Here is an 18,173-nt window from a genome sequence, read left to right on the forward strand (position 1 = left end):
ACCTCGCCCTGAACGGACACACGCACGTCCCCTTAGGCACCACTCGCCCCGGATGATCACCGGCTCATCCATCCTGAACGGACACGCTTTCACTTGCTCGACAGGCGCTCGCCGTGGGCGACGTGGGCTCACCCTGCGTGGATACGGGCACCCTGGAGGGCCTCCACCGGTTGGCCTTGAGGAACGCGGGCTGACCGTGGGTGAGCGACCACCCGGCTGAACTGCGGTCCGACAAGTACGTGTGCACACAGGCGGTCCCGGTCGTTCTTCACCTTGACCCGGCGGATTCCAGGCCCTGTGGAAAAGTCTGGTCGCGAAGGCCGTGACACTCCAGAGACCGGGCGGCCCAGGCAGGATCGTCGTCGCTGAGCCGGGCCGCCCGTGATCGAACCCCTCCGATCAGCGGTAGTCGTTCTCCTTCAGCTCGATGACCCAGGCGCGACGCTCGGCGATCTTGCCGTCGCGCATGACGAACACCTCTGCCATGGACATGCGCAGCTCGCCGCCCGCGACTCGCTTCACCGTCCCGGTGAGTTCCGCCATGACGACATCGCCCTGCTCGACCATGCGCACGACCTCCAGGTGGGGAGGGTCGATGAGTTCGGGCGGGCCGTCGATGGCCCTGTCATAGGCGTCCTTGCCGGTCAGGTTGAAGGCGCCGAAGACGGTCCACTCGATGTCGTCAGTCAGGCAGGACAGGATCTGCTCGTGATCGTTCTTGCGGAAACCGTCCAAGTAGGTGTTGACGGTCTCAATGTTCCGTGACATGGCTGCTCCTTCGAATCGGGTCTCGTCCATGAGGCACCGCTGTGCGACCCAGCGGTGCCCTCGTAGGAAGGTCGGAGCGGCCAGCGCGTTCTCGACATCACTTCGACAAGCTGACCCTGAACACCGACACCCATGCCGGCAGGCGCAGAGCGCCACACGTTCCACCGCACAGGACAAGCGGAAATTGTCACCTCAACCTGGACCCGACACGAGGTCCGACGACAACACGCGGACACCGACAGCTTCGACTGCAACCGACAACCGTTCGACGGCTGGGGTCAGGGGGTGGCTTCCCGGCTGTTCCTGGCCAGATCCAGGTATTCCTCGCGGGACAGCCGGTGCACGGCCAGGAGCAGGTCGTGTCGTTTGGCGAAGTGCTCCACGTCCTGGGGAGACCAGTGGCCGGGAAGGTGATGGAGAGCTCGGCCTTTGATGTCGAGGATGAAGAGGCCGGTCAGGCCCTCGTAGCGGTAGAGGAGCAGGCTGAAGGCCCGGCCGGGAGACTCGCCCAGGCGTACGTCGGCGATGACCACGCCGGCTCGGGTTATGTGGAGCTTGTTGAACGACCCCAGGATGAGGTACGGCCCGCCGTAGGGACCCACTGCCAAGCCGCGTTTCACGCGTAAACGATGGAATTTGATGCGTGCGGGGCGGATGAGAAGAAGCGCGGGGCTGAAGGCCATGAACAGCCATTTGGCGTCCAGGAAGTCAAGGAGCACTCGGCCGATCGCGGCGATGCCGCGCCAGGCGACCCACATTCCTGAGGAGGCCAGGTAAGCCATCAAGGCGACACCGGCGAATGCCGTACCGATGGCGACCGGTTTACGCCATGTGGCGGTGGACGGGAGCGGGAGCCCGCGGATCCGGCGCCAACCGGGTGCGCGGGAGGCCAGGGCCGCCCGGACCTTGCTGGAGGAGCGGTAGCGGATGTCCTCCAGGGGAATTCCGGCCTTCTGCGCGAACTCCTCCAGGTGAGGGCCGTACCAGTCGCCTGGCAGGTCGAGCAGGACCAGCCCGTCGGCGTCCAGAGCCGCTAACCCCTCAACGGGCGCGGCATCTTCGTCGGAGGCCGGCGTCGGGGAGTGGCGGTAGCGGTAGAGAAGCGCCGGCGTCAGAGTCACCGAATCGCCCGATGCCTTGTCGGTGACCGTCAGTGTTTGGTGCTGGCCGGACGTCAGCACCGTTGTGGGGCATCGGCTGTCTTTTGTTGCCCCTGCGCATGGTTGAAGTTGAATCACTCGTCATCCCCCACCTACTGAAGCCCCCTAATTCAGATACGACGGATAAGGCGGAAATAAGGTTTCAGGGTGGGCTGGACCTGGCCTGGGCGACCGCGCCATGTGGGAACCGCCGTGCGTGATCAGCCGTCCGCCGTCGAGGCCCTCAGCTACGCGCAATGCGTACTGCCTGCCGCCGACAGTGAGCGGCCCCTGTGAGCGGCACACAGCGCGCTGCAGGGCCGTGGATGGTGCGCCGTTCGGGCAAACATGCCCTCAAGTGCCGTACTCCGCGCGCACCGTATCCGCGCGCACCGTCCGCGCGCACCGCCAGCGGCCCCACTCTGAGCAGCCCACGCGCTGTGGGGCCATGCGCCGTCCACCGTCGCCCGTCGGTTGATCGGCCGCGGACGCGCCCTCAGATGCCCGTACTGAGGGCAGGGGGACTGCCCGTCGTTCTCCACGGGAGGCGGCACCGCCGATCGTCTGCGAGGGCAGAGCTACGACAACGGACCGGCAGACCGGCAGACCGGCTGACCGGCTGACCCGATCACCGAACAATCGCCAGCATCACATCCGACGCCGACGGCCGCTCCTCAGGCCGCTTGTTAAGGCAAGACCCCACAATCCCCCGCAAAGCAGGAGGCAACGGCGATAAGTCCGGATGAAAGGTCAGCACCCGATTGAACACCGCAGGCACCGTGTCCTCCCCGAACGCCGGTCGCCCCGTAGCCGCGAACATGATCGTCACAGCCCAGCTGAACACGTCCGAAGCCGGCCCCACAGCCTCCCCCGTCAACTGCTCAGGCGACATGTACGGCGGCGTCCCGACCATCTTCCCGGACGTCACGGTCACCTGATCAAGCGCCCGCGCGATCCCGAAGTCGATCACCCGCGGCCCGTCATGTCCGATCAGCACGTTGCTCGGCTTGAAATCCCGATGGACGACCCCCGCCTTGTGGATGGCCGCCAGCGCTCCCGCCGTGGACAACGCCAGCCGCGTCAGGCTGTCCTCGTCACGAGGCCCGTGCTTCTTGACGAGCTGCTCGAGCGACGGCCCCTCCACGTATTCGCTCACGATGTACGCGTGCTGCCCGGTGATGTTCACATCGAGCACGCGAGCTGTGGAAAACGTCGCCACCCGCCGCGCCGCCTCCACCTCCCGCGCGAACCTGGCCCGAGCCACGTCATCGCCCAGGTCGTGCAGCACCTTCACGGCCACCCGCACCCCGTTGGGCGCCATGGCCAGATAAACCGCTCCCTGCCCGCCCCGCCCGAGTGGCTGGAGCACCCGGTAGTGCCCGACCCACTCCGGCCCCCTTGGCCGTCGCTGTTGGGCGGGCGGAGCGGGTCGCTGGTGGGTGGGCGCGGTGGTCCGCTGCCGCAGGTCGACCTGGGCGGACGCCGCCCCCGTGAGCCGGGCGCGCACCATGAAGGGCACGAGGATCCCCGAGTGGATGACCCCACCGATCCAGCTGACCAGCAGCCCCAGCGAGACCAGGATGGACAGGGGCTCGGGGAAGTCCTCGTAGTCCTCGTAGGACAAGGCCGCGATCACGAACGAGCCGATGGCCATCAGGTAGACCGACGCGGCGAAGGCGTGCCAGACGCTGCGCAGCCAGAAAGCCGCGACCCCGATGGTGAACGGGGTCGCCAGTCCGCACGTGAACAGGGGCAGAAGGGCCCACACGACGGCGGCCGTCCACCTCATGCCACTCGGGCGGATCGGATGGCTTTGCTGCATGGCCGAGAGACTATCGCCATGCCCTGGTTCATACCGGGCATGCACACAGCTTGTGGATAACCTCCCGTCAGCCTGTGGACAGCTGTGGAAAAACTGGGGACAACGCTCTGGCTCATTCACCTGCGCGGCCAAGTACGTCATGATGTTGAACCATGGCGCGGATACCGGGAGTCGGACTGGCAAAGGGGTTGTCCATCACCCTTCGCCACATGCTGCGCAAATCGGTTACGCAGCAATATCCCGAGGTCAAGCCCGCCCTGCCGCCTCGCAGTCGAGGCGTTATCGCCCTGGTTGAGGAAAACTGCACCTCTTGCATGCTCTGTGCCCGAGAGTGCCCCGACTGGTGCATCTACATCGACTCGCACAAGGAGACGATCCCGGCCCCTGAGGGCGGCCGCGCCCGCCAGCGCAATGTGCTCGACCGCTTCGCCATCGACTTCGCGCTGTGCATGTACTGCGGCATCTGCATCGAGGTGTGCCCCTTCGACGCGCTCTTCTGGTCACCGGAGTTCGAGTACGCGGAAGGCGACATCCGCAACCTCCTTCACGAGAAGGACACGCTGGCCACCTGGGTCCAGACCGTCCCCCCGCCTCCGGCCCACGACCCGGGTGCCGAACCCCCCAAGGAACTGACGGCCGCGCCCCGCCGCCCGGCGTCCGACCGCCCCGCCCGTACACCGGCGGCTCAACGCTCCCGTACGGCCACCCCGCCGGCCCCGACACCCGCGGCCACCCCCGAAGGCGGCGAGCCCACCCCGCAGGAACGGCCGGCCACCCCGCCGAGCGCCGAAGCCACCCCAGAGCCAGCGCCCGGAACCCCGGACACGAAGCCCACGCCCGGCACCCCTGCCGAGCCGCCCACGAAGGCCCCCGAAGCCGGCCCTTCGTCGCCCGCCCCAGGCGGCCGCCCCCGCCGGCCGATGACGAACGTACGCGGAATCCGCCCCCCAGGCGCCCTGCCGCCCACGTCCCAGGGCGACGTTCCCTCCGCGACCCCTGGGCCGGAAGACACGCGCCCTGGAGAACCACCGGCGGACCGCGACACCGAGAGGACGAGCGAGGCCACCCCCACGGAGCGCCCGCGGCCCCCGACCGCGGACCACCCCGTTGGCGAGGCCCGGCCCCCGAGCGAAGCCCAGGAGGCCCGGCCCGAGGAGGAGGCCCGGCCACAGGAGCGGGACCAGACCCCGGAGCAGGACCAGAGCCAGGCTTCATCCACAGGACAGCCACCGTCGGGAGAGTTGTCCACAGCCTCGGGCGAACCGCCGCCGAAGCCCGATCCCGAGGAGCAGACTTCTGCCGCGAGCCCCCGCCGGCGCAAGATGGCCGATCCACGGTCCATCCGGCCGCCAGGGCGGCTCGGTCCTGACGACACGAGGGAGTCCGAGGAGGAGTCGTGACCGAAGCGGTGCCCTCCTACCTGTCACCCACCGGGCAAGAGATCGTCTTCTTGCTGCTGGGCGCGGTAGCGGTTGGCTCGGCGCTGCTCGTTGTCACGACCAAACAGCTCGTCCACGCGGCCCTCTGGCTGGTGCTCTGCTTCGGCGCGCTGGCCGGCGGCTATCTCGTGCTGACCGCCGAGTTCGTGGCCTGGGTCCAGGTGCTCATCTATGTGGGCGCGGTGGTCGTGCTGCTGCTGTTCGGCATCATGCTTACCCGCGCTCCCATCGGCCGCTCCGCCGACCTGGACAGCGGCAACAGGCTGGTCTCAGCCGTGGTGGCGGTGGCGACGGCGGCGATCCTGGTCACGGTGGTGATCGACGGATTCCGTACGGCCTACGCCCCGCTCACGCCCGGTCCCGGATCTGCGAAGGAACTCGGCGCCAGCGTGTTCGCCACCTGGGTGCTGCCGTTCGAGGCGCTCTCCGTGCTGCTGCTGGCCGCTCTGATCGGCGCCATCGTCCTGTCCCGGACAGACATCCCCGGCGGCTCACCGACACCCGAGAGCCCGTCCAGCCCTGACGGCTCACCAGGCCGACCGGAGAGCACCTTGCGACCCGACGGGGCCGCGGGCAGCCCGCCACCCGACCGCATCGTGGGCGGCCAGCCACCCGATCAGACCGGGGGTAACTAGTGCACATCGTCTACCCCGCGGTCATCTCCGCGCTCCTCTTCTCCATCGGCGTCTACGGCGTGCTCGCCCGGCGCAACACGATCCTCGTGCTGATGTCGGTCGAGCTGATGCTCAACGCCGTCAACCTCAACCTGGTCGCGTTCGACGTCTGGCTGGGCGACCGCCTGCACAGCGGCCAGGTGCTCACCCTGTTCGTCATCGTCATCGCGGCCGCCGAAGTGGGCCTGGGCCTCGCGATCGTGCTGGCGCTCTACCGAAACCGCCGCACCGTCGACATCGACCACCTCCGCGACCTCGCGGAGCCCACGGACGACCACGCCGGCACGCCCACGGCCCCGGACCGCCCGGCCGATCAGATGGCCGACGGCCGCCCGGACGGCCCGACGTCGCCGGCACGCACCCGGTCCGACAACGCCGACCCCACCCCCGGACCCGAACCCCCAGCCCGGCCCGCCCTCCCCGCAGAGCAGGCGGCGGACCCGAACGGCGGCCGCGGGGACGAGCTGCCCGTCAAGCGAGGCGGTGGCACGCTGTGACGACCTTCCCACTGCTGGCCGTACTCCTGCCCTTCGCCGCGGCCTTCGCGGGCCTGCTGCTCTCCCGCCGACCGCACCGCCGAGCGCCGCACCACCAGCCGCCCGGCCACCAGCCGCCGCACCAGCAAGCGCCGGGCCGGCGAGCCAACACCCGAGCGGCCTGGATCGCGATCCTCCCCACGGCCGCCTCCGCGATCCTGGCCATCTGGCTCGCCTGGGGCCCAGGCTTCGCCTATCTCAACGGCGGCACCACCGCGACAACGCCACCCACAGGCCAGACCTACGGCACGATCGTCACCGGCGGCATCCCGATCTCGCTCACCCTCCAGGCCGACGACCTCTCGGGCATCCTCGGCGTCCTGGTGACCCTGGTCGCCCTCGCCGTACAGGTCTACTCGGTCGGCTACCTCAAAGACGACCCCCGCTATCCCTCCTACAGCGCGTTCATCAGCCTGTTCACCAGCGCCATGCTCCTGGTCGTCTACGCGGGCGATCTCCTGGTCCTCTACGTGGGCTGGGAGATCATGGGCCTGTGCTCCTACCTCCTCATCGGCCACTGGTGGGAAGACCGGGGCAATTCGCGCGCCGCGGTGAAGGCGTTCCTCGTGACCCGTCTGGGCGACGTCGGCTTCCTCTTCGGCATCTTCGTGCTCGGCGCCGCGGCGGGCAGCTTCCGCATCGCCGACGTGCTCGCGAAGGTGCCGGAGATGTCCGCGGCCACCCTGGTGACGGCCACGATGCTGCTGCTGGCCGGTGTGGCGGGCAAGAGCGCGCAGGTGCCGCTGCACACGTGGCTCCCCGACGCCATGGCGGGCCCGACGCCGATCAGCGCCCTCATCCATGCCGCCACCATGGTCGCCGCCGGCATCTTCATCGTGGCCCGGCTCTTCCCGGCGTTCCTCGGCGCCCGTCCCACGCTCGACGTGCTGGCCGTCATCGCCGCGCTGGGCATGCTCGGCGCCGCCCTCGCCGCTCTCGCCCAGGACGACCTGAAACGTGTCCTCGCCTACTCCACGGTCAGCCAGCTCGCGTACATGGCCGGCGGACTCGCCGCGGGCTCCGACACCGCGGCGATCTTCCACCTGCTGACCCACGGGGCGTTCAAGGCGCTGCTGTTCCTCTGCGCGGGCGCGGTGATCCACCACGTCGGCTCCAACCTGATGACCCAGATGGGCGGCATGCGCCGCGAGCTGCCGGTCACGTTCGTGACGATGACGATCGGCTTCGCCGCCCTGATGGGCATCCCTCCGGTCAGCGGCTTCTTCAGCAAGGACGGCGTCCTGCTGGCCATGGAAGGCGCCCTGTCCGGCGGCGCCGCGCCGGGCGGCCTGACCGACGCGGCGGCCCTCCTCATGTACGGCTGCGCGCTCGCGACCGTGGCCGTCACCGGCGCGTACGCCACCAGAGCCTGGCTGCGCACCTTCTTCGGCGAGCCGAGGGCCGTGGCGCTCCCCGAGCCGGAGCCGGGCACGGCCCACGTCGTGGACGTCACCGAAGCCCCCCGCACGATGCTCGTGCCCCTCATCCTGCTCGCCGTCCCCGCCCTGCTGCTGGGCTTCGCCGGCGAACCGCACCTGGACCTGGGCGTGGCGGCCGTCAGCGTCGTTCTCGCGGCGCTCGGGGCAGGGGTGGTCTACGCGTTCTGGCGCAGCGATCCCATCGCCGACCCGGCCCGCCTGCTGGGCCCGCTGAGGGCGCCGTGCGAGCGGGCGTTCTACGTGGACACCTTCTACGCCGCGCTGTTCGTACGCCCGGTGCTGGCCCTGGCCAGGCTCGTCGTCAGGACGGACGACGTGGTCGTGGACGGCGCGGTACGCGGCTCGGGGAAGTCGGCGCGCGGATTGTCCGGAGTGCTGCGACTGGCCCAGAACGGCAACGTCCAGCTCTACGTGAGCGGCCTGCTGGCCGGCGTCCTGTTGATCGCGGTGGGGGCGGTGGTGTTCACGTGATGGGCCGGACCGGCGTCAGAATCCCGTTCCCGGGGGCCGGGGCGGTGGTGACCGCATGATGGGCTGGATCCCTGTCGCGCTGCTCGCCGTGCCACTGCTCGGCGCCCTCCTGCTCGTCCTCTCGCCGCACACGTTCCGCCCCGTGCTCCGCGCGTACGGACTGTTCCTCTCGGGCGCCACGCTGGCCCTGAGCCTCCTGCTCCTGGTGATGTTCGACTACGGACGACCCGCCCAGGTGCAGTTCGAGGTCGACCAGCCGTGGATCCCCGGGCTCGGGCTGCGTCTCCACCTCGGCGTCGACGGCATCTCGCTGCCGCTGATCACGCTGACGGCCCTGCTCACGTTCCTGTGCTTCGTCTACCTGTGCTGGGGGCGTGCCCGGGCGTCGAGCCAGTTCATGCAGGCCAGGCCCAGAGCGCTCGTGTTCACGCTGCTCGTGCTCGAAGTCGGCATGATCGGTACGTTCCTCGCCCTCGACCTGCTGCTCTTCTTCATCTTCTTCGAGATCGTCCTCATCCCGATGTACTTCCTGATCGGCATCTGGGGCGGCCAGGGGCGCAGGGCGGCGTCGATCAAGTTCATCCTCTACACGCTGCTCGGCTCGGTCGTCATGCTGCTCGGCCTGCTGCTGGTATGGGCCCAGACCGGCACGCTCGACATCGAGGCCCTGAGCGCGTCCCACGGCGCGGGCATGTCCAGATCCGTGCAGATCCTGGCGTTCGTGGCGATCGGCCTCGGCCTGGCGGTGAAGACCCCCATGTGGCCGTTGCACACCTGGTTGCCCGACGCCCACACAGAAGCTCCCACCGTCGGCTCGGTGCTGCTCGCCGGGGTGCTGCTGAAGATGGGCACCTACGGCTTCGCCAGGATCGCCATCCCCGTCCTCCCCGAGGGAGCGATGGCCGTGGCGCCATGGCTGGGGGCGTTCGCCGTGGTCGGCATCGTGTACGGCGCCCTGGCCTGTCTCGCCCAGCGCGACCTGAAACGCATGATCGCCTACTCCTCCGTCGGTCACATGGGCTTCGTCCTGCTGGGCTTCGCCACCCTCACCCCCGTCGGCATCAACGGCGCCCTCTTCGCCAACGTCGCCCACGGCCTGATCACCGGCCTGCTGTTCTTCCTGGCCGGAGCGGTCAAGGAGCGCTACCTCACCGTGGACATCCCCGCGCTCGGCGGCGGCCTGCTGGCGACGCTGCCGCGGCTGGGCTCGGTGCTGACGTTCGCGGCGATCGCGTCGCTGGGCCTGCCCGGGCTGGCCGGGTTCTGGGGGGAGATGCTGGCGCTGTTCGGGGCGTTCCAGCCGGCGAACGGGCTGCCGCGCGGCCTTTTCCTCACGTACATGGTGATCGGGGGGCTGGGCGCGGTCCTGACGGCCGCCTACTTCCTGGTCATGCTGTCCCGCGTCACCCACGGCCGGCCACGGGCGGCGGGCGCTCCCGGGGTGGCGGCACCGCACGCAGCCGGGCCCGAGGAGGGCCCGTCGGCCCCTGTGGACGACACCGGGACGCCGGCCGGCCTGGACGACCGCCTGATCCGCGCCACCCCCGACGAACGTCCTGTCGAGCCTCTCGGCCCGCCCGATGAAGAGCCGGTCACATCTCCCGGCTCGCCCGCCGTCCCCCTCGGCTCGACCGCGCGACACGCCACGACGGCCACCCTCGACCCGTACACAGGCGGCGTCGTGCCGCAGGGGCCGGGCGGTCGCGAGCCGGGGAGCGGCCGCGCGGTGTCGGCGGACGACATCAGGAGCTACGAAGTGCTGGCCTGGACACCGCTGGTGATCCTGATCCTGCTCTTCGGCCTCTGGCCGGGCCTGCTGCTGTCGCTGACCACGCCGCCCGTGCAAGCCCTGCTGGGAGCCCTCTCATGATCCAGCAGATCGACTACTTCGCCATCGCGCCTCCTCTGGCGCTCGCCCTGGTGGCAGGGCTGGTGCTGCTGCTCGACGCGTTCCTGCCGGCCCGCCCGCGGACGAAGACGGGCCTGGGGCTCGTCACGCTGGCGGGCGTCCTGGTCTCCCTGGGCTTCGTGATCGCCCAGGCGGCCAGGGGCGGCCCGCCGCAGTCCACCTTCTGCGTCCCTCCCGGCCTCGCCGGCGGTCCCGCTCAGGCGGCGGGGCTGTGCTCGTTCGTCGTCGACAGGTTCACGCTGGTGTTCGCGGGCATGGTGCTCGTGGCCGCCGTGGTGGTCGTGCTGATGTCGATGACCGAGCTGGCGAGCGGGGCCATCCCCGTCGGCGAGTGGTACTTCCTGCTCCTGTGCACCCTCGTCGGCGCCGTGACCCTGCCCGCCTCCCGTGACCTGATCATGCTCGTCGTGGCGCTCGAGCTGGTCTCGCTCCCGGTCTTCGCCCTCACCGCGATGAAACGCTACGACGGCCGCTCGTCCGAGGCCGCCGTGAAGCTCTTCGTCGTCTCGGTCGTCTCGACGGCGATCATGCTGTTCGGCGTGTCCCTCCTGTACGGCATCGCGGGCACGGTCTACCTGTCCCGCCTGGGGGCCGTGCTCAGCGGTCGCGTGGCGGCGCCGGGCATGGCGGGGGACGCGGCACTGGCGACCGCGCAGGGCCTGCCCGCGGTGGTGACGGTCGGGGTGGTCCTCGTGGTGGCGGGCTTCGCCTTCAAGATCGCCGTGGTGCCGTTCCACTCGTGGGCCGCCGACGTCTACCAGGGCGCTCCCGTCCCGGTGGCCGCGCTGCTGTCGGTCATCTCGAAGGCGGCCGGGTTCGCGGGGCTGATCCTCGTGCTGGTCACCGCCCTGTCCGGGCAGGCCGCCACCTGGACGCCGATCGTGGGGATCCTGGCGGCGCTGACCATGACCGTGGGCAACCTGCTCGCCATGCGCCAGCGCTCCGCCGTACGCCTGCTGGCCTGGTCCTCGGTCGCGCAGTCCGGCTACATCCTGGCGCCGCTGGCGGTCGCGGCCACGTCGGGGGCGGTGAGCGCGTCCATGGCCTATCTGGTCATCTACGCGGCCATGAACCTCGGCGCGTTCGCCGTCGTCATGCTCGTGTCCAGGACGGCCCCCCGCAACGAGCTGGACGACTACCGGGGCCTGATGTTCCGGCGTCCGGCGGCGGGCATCGCGCTGGCGTTCTGCCTGGTCTGCCTGGCCGGTCTGCCCCCGGGCCTGGCCGGGCTCTTCGCCAAGGTCTTCGTCTTCCGCGAGATCATCGAGGGCGGCTCCGGCTGGCTGGCGCTGGTCATGGCGGTCAACACGGTGATCGGCCTCTACTACTACGCGATCTGGACCGCCCGCCTGTTCACCCCCGACGGCGGAAGGCAGCCGTCCCGGTATCGGCCGCCCGCCGCGGCCTGGCTGGCCATGGGGCTGGCGCTGGTGGCGGCCATCCTGTTCTCGATCGCCCCTCAGCTCGTCCTGGACATGACGTCCCTGTCGGCCTCGGGCTGAGCGCTTAGCCCCGACATACGCGACAAAGCCGACGAACAGCTGCCACCGCACGAACGGCGGCCACCGCTTGAAAGTCGCGCTCCGCCCCCATCTGAGCACGGCGGGGAACGAAGAGCCGGGTCATCATCGTTGGACCTGGTGAACCCACACCACGAAGGGGGGAACCTTGCACCACAACGGTCTGCGCACCGCCGTTCTGCTCGGCGGACTGTCAGCGCTGATTATCGCGGTGGGCGCGTGGTTGGGCGGCGGCACCGGTGTGCGGATCGCGTTCGTGCTCGCCCTGCTGAGCAATGGTGTCGCCTACTTCTTCTCCGACCGCATCGCGCTCTCGGCCATGCGGGCCAGGCCCGTCAGCGAGGTGGAGCAGCCCACTCTCTTCCGGATCGTCCGCGAGCTGTCCACGGAGGCCCGCCAGCCGATGCCCCGCCTGTACATCTCGCCGACGGTGCAGCCGAACGCGTTCGCGACGGGCAGAAGCCCGCGCCAAGCCGCGGTGTGCGTCACATACGGCCTGACCCAGCTGCTGGACGAGGCCGAGCTGCGCGGGGTGATCGGGCACGAGCTGTCACACGTGTACAACCGGGACATCCTCATCTCCTCCGTGGCCGGTGCGCTGGCCACGATGATCACCTGGCTGAGCTACATGGCCGTGTTCTTCGGCGGCTCGGACGATGACGAGGGGCCCGGCTTCGTGGGCGCGCTGCTGATGATGGTGCTCGGCCCGGTGGCCGCCGGGATGGTGCAGATGGCGATCTCCCGTACGCGGGAGTTCCAGGCCGACGAGGCGGGTGCCAGGCTCACCGGCGACCCGCTCGCGCTGGCCTCGGCCCTGCGCAAGATCGAGATGGGTGCCCGCAGGCTCCCGCTCCCCGAGAACAGCCGCCTCACCTCGGCCTCCCACATGATGATCGCGAACCCGTTCAGAGGCTCCGGCTTCGGCCGCCTGTTCTCCACCCACCCGCCGACGTCCGAGCGGGTCGCCCGCCTCGAGCGCATGGCCGGCTACCGCCGCTAGTGGGCCAGATGGGCAGGTCTCCGCGGCTGACCGAGGCAGAGCGCCGGCTCTGGAACGCCTTCCCCACGGGCGAGACGGTCGAGCTGGGCCCGTTCGAGATCGGCGCCAGCCGCAAGGCCGGAGCGAACGCGCCCAAAGACGGCGACACCTGGGGCCCCGACCGCTCGATCAGGGCCGAAGTGATCGCCTGGCTGTTGCTCGGCGCCCGCGACGCGGGCACCGGCTCGGTCCCCGCGGTACGCCTGCGCGGCGCGAGGATCACCGGCCGCCTCGAGATCGTCGGCGGCACGATCCCGCACGAACTCATCCTCGTCGGCTGCCACCTGGACGAACCCGTCCGCCTCACCGGCTCCACCACCCGCACCGTACGCCTGACCGACTGCAGCTTCCCCGGCTTCGTCGCCGCCGACATCCGCGTCGCCGGCCACCTCAGCCTCTCCGGCTCCGACATCACCGGCACCCTCCGCCTGAACCGGGCCCAGCTGGAGAACGGCCTGTGGCTGGGAGGCACGAAGGTGGTGGCCGACGACGACGAGGAATGGGCCATGTACGCGAACGCCATGGTCGTCGACTCCGGCATGTACCTGCGCAATGCCGACTTCACCGGCGGGATCAGCCTGCTCGGCGCCCGCCTGAACGGCGGTTTCTTCCTGGAGGGCGCAACCCTCCGCAATCCCGGAAAGGAAGCGCTCTACGCGGACAACCTGGTCGTCGAGGACGCCATGCGCTGCACCGACGGTTTCCTCGCGATCGGCTCAGTACGGTTACGAGGCGCACGAATCAACGGAACCCTCGCCTTCGGTGGAACCGTCCGGAGCCCCGACACCCTCTACGCCCTCCACCTGAGCCACATGGAGGCCCGCGAGCTCGACCTCAGGCCCGCGCAGCCCATCGATGGCGTCGTCACGCTGGCGCACACGAGGCTCGGCACGCTGACCGACCACCTCTCCACCTGGCCGGAGAAGCTGCGCCTGAACGGCCTGACCTACGACCGATTACGCGGCTCCGGCGTGCCCGAGCGGATCAACTGGGTCACGCGCGACCCCGAGGGCTTCAGACCGCAGCCGTACGAGCAACTGGCCGCCTGGTATCTCCGTGACGGCAACGACGCGCTCGCCCGGCGTACCCAGCTGGCCAAGCTCCGCGCCCGGCGGCAGACGCAGGGGTTCGGGGGCCGTGTGTGGGGGCGGCTGCTCGACCTCGCGGTCGGCTACGGCTACCGCCCCTGGCTGGCGGGCGTATGGTTCACGCTCCTCCTCGCGGTCGGAACGGTCGTCTTCGCCATCAACCCCCCGAGGGCCCTCAAACCCACGGAGAGCCCCGATTTCAACTCCTTCGCCTACACCTTCGACCTACTACTCCCGATTCCCGCATTCGGGCAACGAGAGCTGTTCGACCCGGCGGGATGGACTCAGTGGCTCGCGTACGGGCTGATCGTCTGCGGCTGGATCCTGGCGACGGCGCTGATCGCTGGCGCTACGCGGATTCTTCGCCCGCAATGATCTTCCGCATGATCGCCCCGAGGTCCTCGGGATAGACGATCTCCTCGGTGCCGTCCAGCTCGGCCACGGTCCACCACCGGTAGGCGGTCGTCGTGTCCTTCTCGATCTGCTCCATGTGATCGAACGACACGGCCGCGTCGGGGCCCACCCGGATGGCGAAAAAGCTCTGGTCCTGGGTGAAGGCGTACTGGCTCCAGGTGAACTCGATCAGCCCCGTCGCATGCGGCCCCGTGAACCGGTCGATCTCCGCCCGGATCCCGACCTCCTCGTACAACTCCCGCGCGGCAGCGTCCTCCAGCGTCTCACCCTCCTCCACGGCCCCGCCGATCGTGAACCAGAAGCGTTTTTCCGGCTGTGCTGGATCGAAGCCATGAAGCAGGAGGACTCGATCTTGTTCATCGATGGGCAACACGCGTGCCGTGAACCGGCGCAGGGGGATCTTCGTCACGTTCCGAGCTTACGGCGGAAGCCTCACGAGACGCGTGATGCGTACCACCGGCCTTCCGGCGGAACCCCTGCAGACGGGCCTACAGACGTGGACATGGCCGAACTGTCCCCCCACCGAGGCAGAGTCCGGCTACTGGCTGGCTGGCTGGCTGGCCGGCCCGAGGCACAGGTGAGACACGCGCTCTCACGAGCAACGCGCCCGGCCGTGTGCCTCGATGTCCCGCGGCGGTCTTCCAGCACCGATTCACCACTCAGAGCCGTACGGAGGGGCTCTGTCAGCGGTAGTTCACGAACTGCAGGGCGATGTCCAGATCCTTCCCCTTGAGCAGGGAAATGACATCCTGGAGGTCGTCCTTCTTCTTCGAGCTGACCCGCAGCTCCTCGCCCTGAATCTGGGCCTTGATCCCCTTCGGCCCCTCGTCCCGGATCAACTTGGAAATCTTCTTGGCGTTCTCCTGGTCGATGCCCTCCTTCAGGCTGACCAGCATGCGGTATTCCTTGCCCGACAGCTTGGGCTCGCCCGCGTCGAGGATCTTCAGCGAGAGCCCCCGCTTGACCACCTTCTCCTTGAACACGTCGAGCGCGGCACCCGCCCGCTCCTCGCTGTTCGCCTTGATCTCGATGTTGTTCTGCCCGGACCAGCTGATGCTCGCCCCGGTACCCTTGAAGTCGAAGCGGTGCCCGATCTCCTTGACCGTCTGGTTCAGAGCGTTGTCGACCTCCTGGCGGTCGATCTTGCTGACGATGTCGAAAGACGAATCGGCCAAAACACCCATCCTCTCAGCTGCGAAGGGAATCGGCCCGAGCCTGATAAGCACGGACCCAGCGAACGAGCCTAGCCAGCATCGGCCCGCCGTGCAGGACCCCGACCCCCGTACGCAAAGAATCCCCTTTGCCAGCTCCGTCCACCACCACCCCGCCCGCCCTCCGGGGCCCACCCCCGCCACCCCGCTCCGCGACACGCGGCCGGCGAACCGGGCGTGATGGCGCCTGTTTCGGGGAGGGAGCTAACCCGGGATCCGGCTCGGGACAAACCGGTGTCACGTACACCTCGGAAGTCCGCTATTCTTCTTTCTGTCGCCGCGAGAGCGGATGGCACGGCAGGTTGCCCGAGTGGCCAAAGGGAGCGGTCTGTAAAACCGTCGGCTCAGCCTACGCAAGTTCGAACCTTGCACCTGCCACACCAGCGGGAAGAGGCCCGTCACCAGCGGAAACGCGGTGACGGGCCTCTCGCGTTGTGTCCGGCCGTCTACGGCTCACGCCGGTCCCCTACGGATGGCTACGCTGAATACGCGCTGAAGATCAGCGGGCTTGCTCGAGGGAATCCGCCGCTTTCGGCGACGTCGGGGGTAGGGCTGCCTCTATGCGCCGCATGGCCTCAGCCTGTCCGCCAGAGATGCACTTGGCGTAGACCCGTAGCAGCACCTCGACGCTGTGCCCGGCCCACTCGGCGACCTGAGGCGGGTTCACGCCGGCGTTGAGCCACGCAGAGACGCACGCATGCCGGAAGTCGTACGGCCGGCCGGCGATCCCTGACGCTCGTTCGGTTGGCGTGAGGGCGCGCTGACGTGCCGCGTGCCAAACCGGAAGGTACGTGCTGTCTCGAATGATGCCGCGCCGGGGTCCGGTGAAGATGCGGCCTTCACGATCGGCGGGGAACTCGGCAAGGTGGGAGCGCAACAGCGCGACCAGGTCAGGGTGAATGGGCACTGGCCGCTTGGCTTTTGGCGCGCGATGCTTCAGTCCCCGGCGCTCTCGCGCACCCCCGTCGTCGGTCCATTTCGTGCCGACTTCGGGATCGGCGTTGGTCAAGATGACTTCGCCCCAGCCGCCCTCTTGAGGAAGGTTCACGATGTTCTCCTTCCGTAGGTCGATCGCCTCTTCGGGACGGAGGGCGGCGTAGTACATGCAGCCAAAGAAGGCAACCAGCCGTTTGCCCATCGCGCCTTGCTTGCCGACTTCAGAGAGGAGGGCGCGGGCCTGCTCGCGGTTGGCGACTACCCCCGGATCTACGGCTTCCTCAGTCTTGGGCCTGGTCCACGTGACGTTGTGGAGCGGGTTCTCTTCCAGGGCGTTGATCTCTATGGCGAACTTGAAGAGGTTGTTGAGTACCTGTCGCTTGCGCTTAACGGTGTTGCCTGCAGCGGCAGCGCCGTCCTGCGTACGGCTGATGCGGTCTAGAACAGAGCGGGTAAGGCTTGGGCCTTGCTTCGGCTGCGCCAGTTCGTGCACGTCGATGGTGTTGTTTTGTAGCCATCGGATCACGTGCTCAATGTGCGCGGGAGGGGCAAGCCAGCGGATCGCCGGGTTCTGGTCCTTTCGTGGTGCCCTTTCGCCATCGCGTGCGCGAGTGCTGAAGACCCACCCACGCAGGGCGGCTCGGAGTTCCTTCTGAGCTGGTCGTCCGCTATCCCTTGCCGAGAGCGCCTCGGTCGCGTCGGTGAGAGCTTCGGCGATGCTTTTGCGATAGTTGCCCGAAGCGTAAGGCCATTTGGCGTCCATGTAGGCGCAGACCAGCGTGAACCAGCTCACGGTCTGTTCGTCGCGCTTCCAGGAGAGCGGTCGTCCGTCTTCGACGCTGAATGCTTCGCCCTTATTGGCGGCGACTGTCAGTTCCGCCTTGAAACTCTCCGCTTGGGCCTTGAGCCGGAAAGCCGCCCTGAAAGCCGCCTTGGCCACCCGCCAGCGAACGGTGTAGGTGCTGACCTCCGCGCCCTTGTACACCTCGGTCTTCCATATGCGTACGTCGTAGCTGGCGTTCATCAGGCGGCGTCCTCCAGGCTGGCCAGCCAGCGGTCGTAGTCAGTGCGGCGGATGCGCAGATCGCCGTTGGGCAGCTTGAGGCAGCGCGGGGCGCGGCCTTTGGCGCGCCAGTCGTAGAAGGTGGAGCGGGCTATGCCCAGCTCGGCGCAGAAGTCGGCAACGGTCATGGGCTTGCCTGCGGTGATGGTCACCATGAGCGCGTGTCCTTCCGAGATTTCATGATCGGCAGGGCATGGGTGCCCGGTTGGGAGGGGGTCGCCGTATCAACCCGTAACAGCCGTAACATTGCAGGTCAGGGCTGATACGGCTTGTTTGGGTGTTACGCCTCAAGCCGTAACAGGGTCAGAAGCCGTATCGCTTTGACCTGGGCTGTTACGGCTGTTACGGCTGTTACGGCCTTCCCCCTCGAAAGGCACGATGGCAGCCTCAGGAACGGGTTCGACGGTGGGGCAGTAGCGCGCCCACGCGTCGGTGAAGTCCCCGCGGCGATACCCCCTCGCCGTCGCAGGGCCGTTGGGGAAGCGGATCACGGTCGGACGGATGTCGTACTCGCGGAGCATCATGCCGAGCCTCATCGGGGTGAGCCCTGCCTGGCCGTGCTCGTTCCACTCGCCCTCAGAGGGCGTCTGAAGAGCGAAGTTTGTGGTTGATTGCCAGTTACGCGTTTCGCCAGGTTGGGGTGGTTTCGCCGGTTACGCGTCGGGCGAGGTTGTCGATGGAGGCCAGGCGGATCATGGCTGCGGC

At 68.7% G+C, this 18,173-nt stretch carries 14 protein-coding genes, 1 tRNA gene and 2 pseudogenes; 9 read left to right on the top strand and 8 right to left on the bottom strand.

Annotated elements, in window-relative coordinates:
- Positions 1-399: 399 nt before the first annotated feature.
- From ACTWPW_RS35495 to ACTWPW_RS35505, 3 genes are all read right to left on the bottom strand, one after another.
- On the bottom strand, positions 400-768 hold the full coding sequence (locus ACTWPW_RS35495; RefSeq protein WP_443171198.1) for a nuclear transport factor 2 family protein: 369 nt from the start codon (positions 766-768) through the stop codon (positions 400-402).
- Between the two features lie 278 nt (positions 769-1,046).
- Positions 1,047-1,949, bottom strand: coding sequence for a hypothetical protein (locus ACTWPW_RS35500; RefSeq protein WP_443171199.1), 903 nt, complete (start codon positions 1,947-1,949; stop codon positions 1,047-1,049).
- Between the two features lie 586 nt (positions 1,950-2,535).
- Positions 2,536-3,870 (bottom strand): serine/threonine-protein kinase, encoded by a 1,335-nt coding sequence (locus tag ACTWPW_RS35505; protein ID WP_443171200.1) that lies wholly within the window; start codon positions 3,868-3,870, stop codon positions 2,536-2,538.
- Positions 3,871-4,043: 173 nt separating this feature from the next.
- On the opposite strand from ACTWPW_RS35505, the gene ACTWPW_RS35510 reads away from it, so the two are divergent.
- The 8 genes and pseudogenes from ACTWPW_RS35510 to ACTWPW_RS35545 all read left to right on the top strand — a co-directional run bounded on the left by ACTWPW_RS35510 (position 4,044) and on the right by ACTWPW_RS35545 (position 14,219).
- Positions 4,044-5,129 carry a 4Fe-4S binding protein gene (locus tag ACTWPW_RS35510; protein WP_443171201.1) on the top strand — a complete coding sequence of 362 codons (1,086 nt, stop codon included), beginning with the start codon at positions 4,044-4,046 and terminating at the stop codon, positions 5,127-5,129.
- Positions 5,126-5,803, top strand: coding sequence for an NADH-quinone oxidoreductase subunit J family protein (locus ACTWPW_RS35515; RefSeq protein WP_443171202.1), 678 nt, complete (start codon positions 5,126-5,128; stop codon positions 5,801-5,803). The genes ACTWPW_RS35510 and ACTWPW_RS35515 overlap by 4 nt, the downstream gene beginning before the upstream one ends.
- Positions 5,803-6,084: pseudogene (gene nuoK, locus ACTWPW_RS35520) on the top strand (NADH-quinone oxidoreductase subunit NuoK); the annotation flags it as partial. The gene ACTWPW_RS35515 and the pseudogene nuoK, both read left to right, overlap by 1 nt.
- 251 nt (positions 6,085-6,335) lie before the next feature.
- Positions 6,336-8,288, top strand: coding sequence for an NADH-quinone oxidoreductase subunit 5 family protein (locus ACTWPW_RS35525; protein WP_443171203.1), 1,953 nt, complete (start codon positions 6,336-6,338; stop codon positions 8,286-8,288).
- Positions 8,289-8,346: 58 nt separating this feature from the next.
- Positions 8,347-10,158 carry a complex I subunit 4 family protein gene (locus ACTWPW_RS35530; protein WP_443171208.1) on the top strand — a complete coding sequence of 604 codons (1,812 nt, stop codon included), beginning with the start codon at positions 8,347-8,349 and terminating at the stop codon, positions 10,156-10,158.
- Positions 10,155-11,699, top strand: a complete 1,545-nt coding sequence (locus tag ACTWPW_RS35535; protein WP_443171204.1) for an NADH-quinone oxidoreductase subunit N — start codon at positions 10,155-10,157, stop codon at positions 11,697-11,699. The genes ACTWPW_RS35530 and ACTWPW_RS35535 overlap by 4 nt, the downstream gene beginning before the upstream one ends.
- A gap of 166 nt (positions 11,700-11,865) precedes the next feature.
- Positions 11,866-12,717 carry a zinc metalloprotease HtpX gene (htpX, locus tag ACTWPW_RS35540; protein WP_364130460.1) on the top strand — a complete coding sequence of 284 codons (852 nt, stop codon included), beginning with the start codon at positions 11,866-11,868 and terminating at the stop codon, positions 12,715-12,717.
- An 8-nt stretch (positions 12,718-12,725) separates the two neighbouring features.
- Entirely contained in the window at positions 12,726-14,219 is a 1,494-nt protein-coding gene (locus ACTWPW_RS35545) for a hypothetical protein (protein WP_443171205.1), read from the top strand.
- Here ACTWPW_RS35545 and ACTWPW_RS35550 read toward each other — a convergent pair.
- Positions 14,194-14,667, bottom strand: a complete 474-nt coding sequence (locus ACTWPW_RS35550) for an NUDIX hydrolase (RefSeq protein WP_375114620.1) — start codon at positions 14,665-14,667, stop codon at positions 14,194-14,196. The two genes, ACTWPW_RS35545 and ACTWPW_RS35550, sit on opposite strands and share 26 nt — an antisense overlap.
- 274 nt (positions 14,668-14,941) lie before the next feature.
- Positions 14,942-15,433, bottom strand: coding sequence for a YajQ family cyclic di-GMP-binding protein (locus ACTWPW_RS35555; RefSeq protein WP_187414195.1), 492 nt, complete (start codon positions 15,431-15,433; stop codon positions 14,942-14,944).
- A 332-nt stretch (positions 15,434-15,765) separates the two neighbouring features.
- Here ACTWPW_RS35555 and ACTWPW_RS35560 point away from each other — a divergent pair.
- Positions 15,766-15,847: transfer RNA gene (locus ACTWPW_RS35560), tRNA-Tyr, on the top strand.
- Between the two features lie 121 nt (positions 15,848-15,968).
- Here ACTWPW_RS35560 and ACTWPW_RS35565 read toward each other — a convergent pair.
- From ACTWPW_RS35565 to ACTWPW_RS35575, 3 genes and pseudogenes are all read right to left on the bottom strand, one after another.
- Positions 15,969-17,429: a tyrosine-type recombinase/integrase gene (locus ACTWPW_RS35565; protein WP_443171206.1), complete on the bottom strand. Its 1,461-nt coding sequence runs from the start codon at positions 17,427-17,429 to the stop codon at positions 15,969-15,971.
- Complete coding sequence (locus ACTWPW_RS35570) at positions 17,429-17,623, bottom strand: helix-turn-helix transcriptional regulator (RefSeq protein ID WP_443171207.1); 195 nt, start codon at positions 17,621-17,623, stop codon at positions 17,429-17,431. Before ACTWPW_RS35570 ends, ACTWPW_RS35565 begins: the two co-directional genes overlap by 1 nt.
- A gap of 132 nt (positions 17,624-17,755) precedes the next feature.
- Positions 17,756-18,052: pseudogene (locus tag ACTWPW_RS35575) on the bottom strand (DUF3631 domain-containing protein); the annotation flags it as partial.
- Positions 18,053-18,173: the final 121 nt, after the last annotated feature.

The organism is Nonomuraea sp. KM90 (genome assembly GCF_052246675.1).
In the GTDB taxonomy this organism is placed as follows: domain Bacteria; phylum Actinomycetota; class Actinomycetes; order Streptosporangiales; family Streptosporangiaceae; genus Nonomuraea.

Excerpts from the sequence above, each read along its gene's own strand:
- ACTWPW_RS35510 (WP_443171201.1), top strand. The coding sequence starts at position 4,044 with ATGCTCTGTGCCCGAGAGTGCCCCGACTGGTGCATCTACATCGACTCG.
- ACTWPW_RS35535 (WP_443171204.1), top strand. The coding sequence starts at position 10,155 with ATGATCCAGCAGATCGACTACTTCGCCATCGCGCCTCCTCTGGCGCTC.
- ACTWPW_RS35570 (WP_443171207.1), bottom strand. The coding sequence starts at position 17,623 with ATGGTGACCATCACCGCAGGCAAGCCCATGACCGTTGCCGACTTCTGC.
- ACTWPW_RS35505 (WP_443171200.1), bottom strand. The coding sequence starts at position 3,870 with ATGACGTACTTGGCCGCGCAGGTGAATGAGCCAGAGCGTTGTCCCCAG.
- ACTWPW_RS35565 (WP_443171206.1), bottom strand. The coding sequence starts at position 17,429 with ATGAACGCCAGCTACGACGTACGCATATGGAAGACCGAGGTGTACAAG.
- ACTWPW_RS35545 (WP_443171205.1), top strand. The coding sequence starts at position 12,726 with ATGGGCAGGTCTCCGCGGCTGACCGAGGCAGAGCGCCGGCTCTGGAAC.
- ACTWPW_RS35495 (WP_443171198.1), bottom strand. The coding sequence starts at position 768 with ATGTCACGGAACATTGAGACCGTCAACACCTACTTGGACGGTTTCCGC.
- ACTWPW_RS35530 (WP_443171208.1), top strand. The coding sequence starts at position 8,347 with ATGGGCTGGATCCCTGTCGCGCTGCTCGCCGTGCCACTGCTCGGCGCC.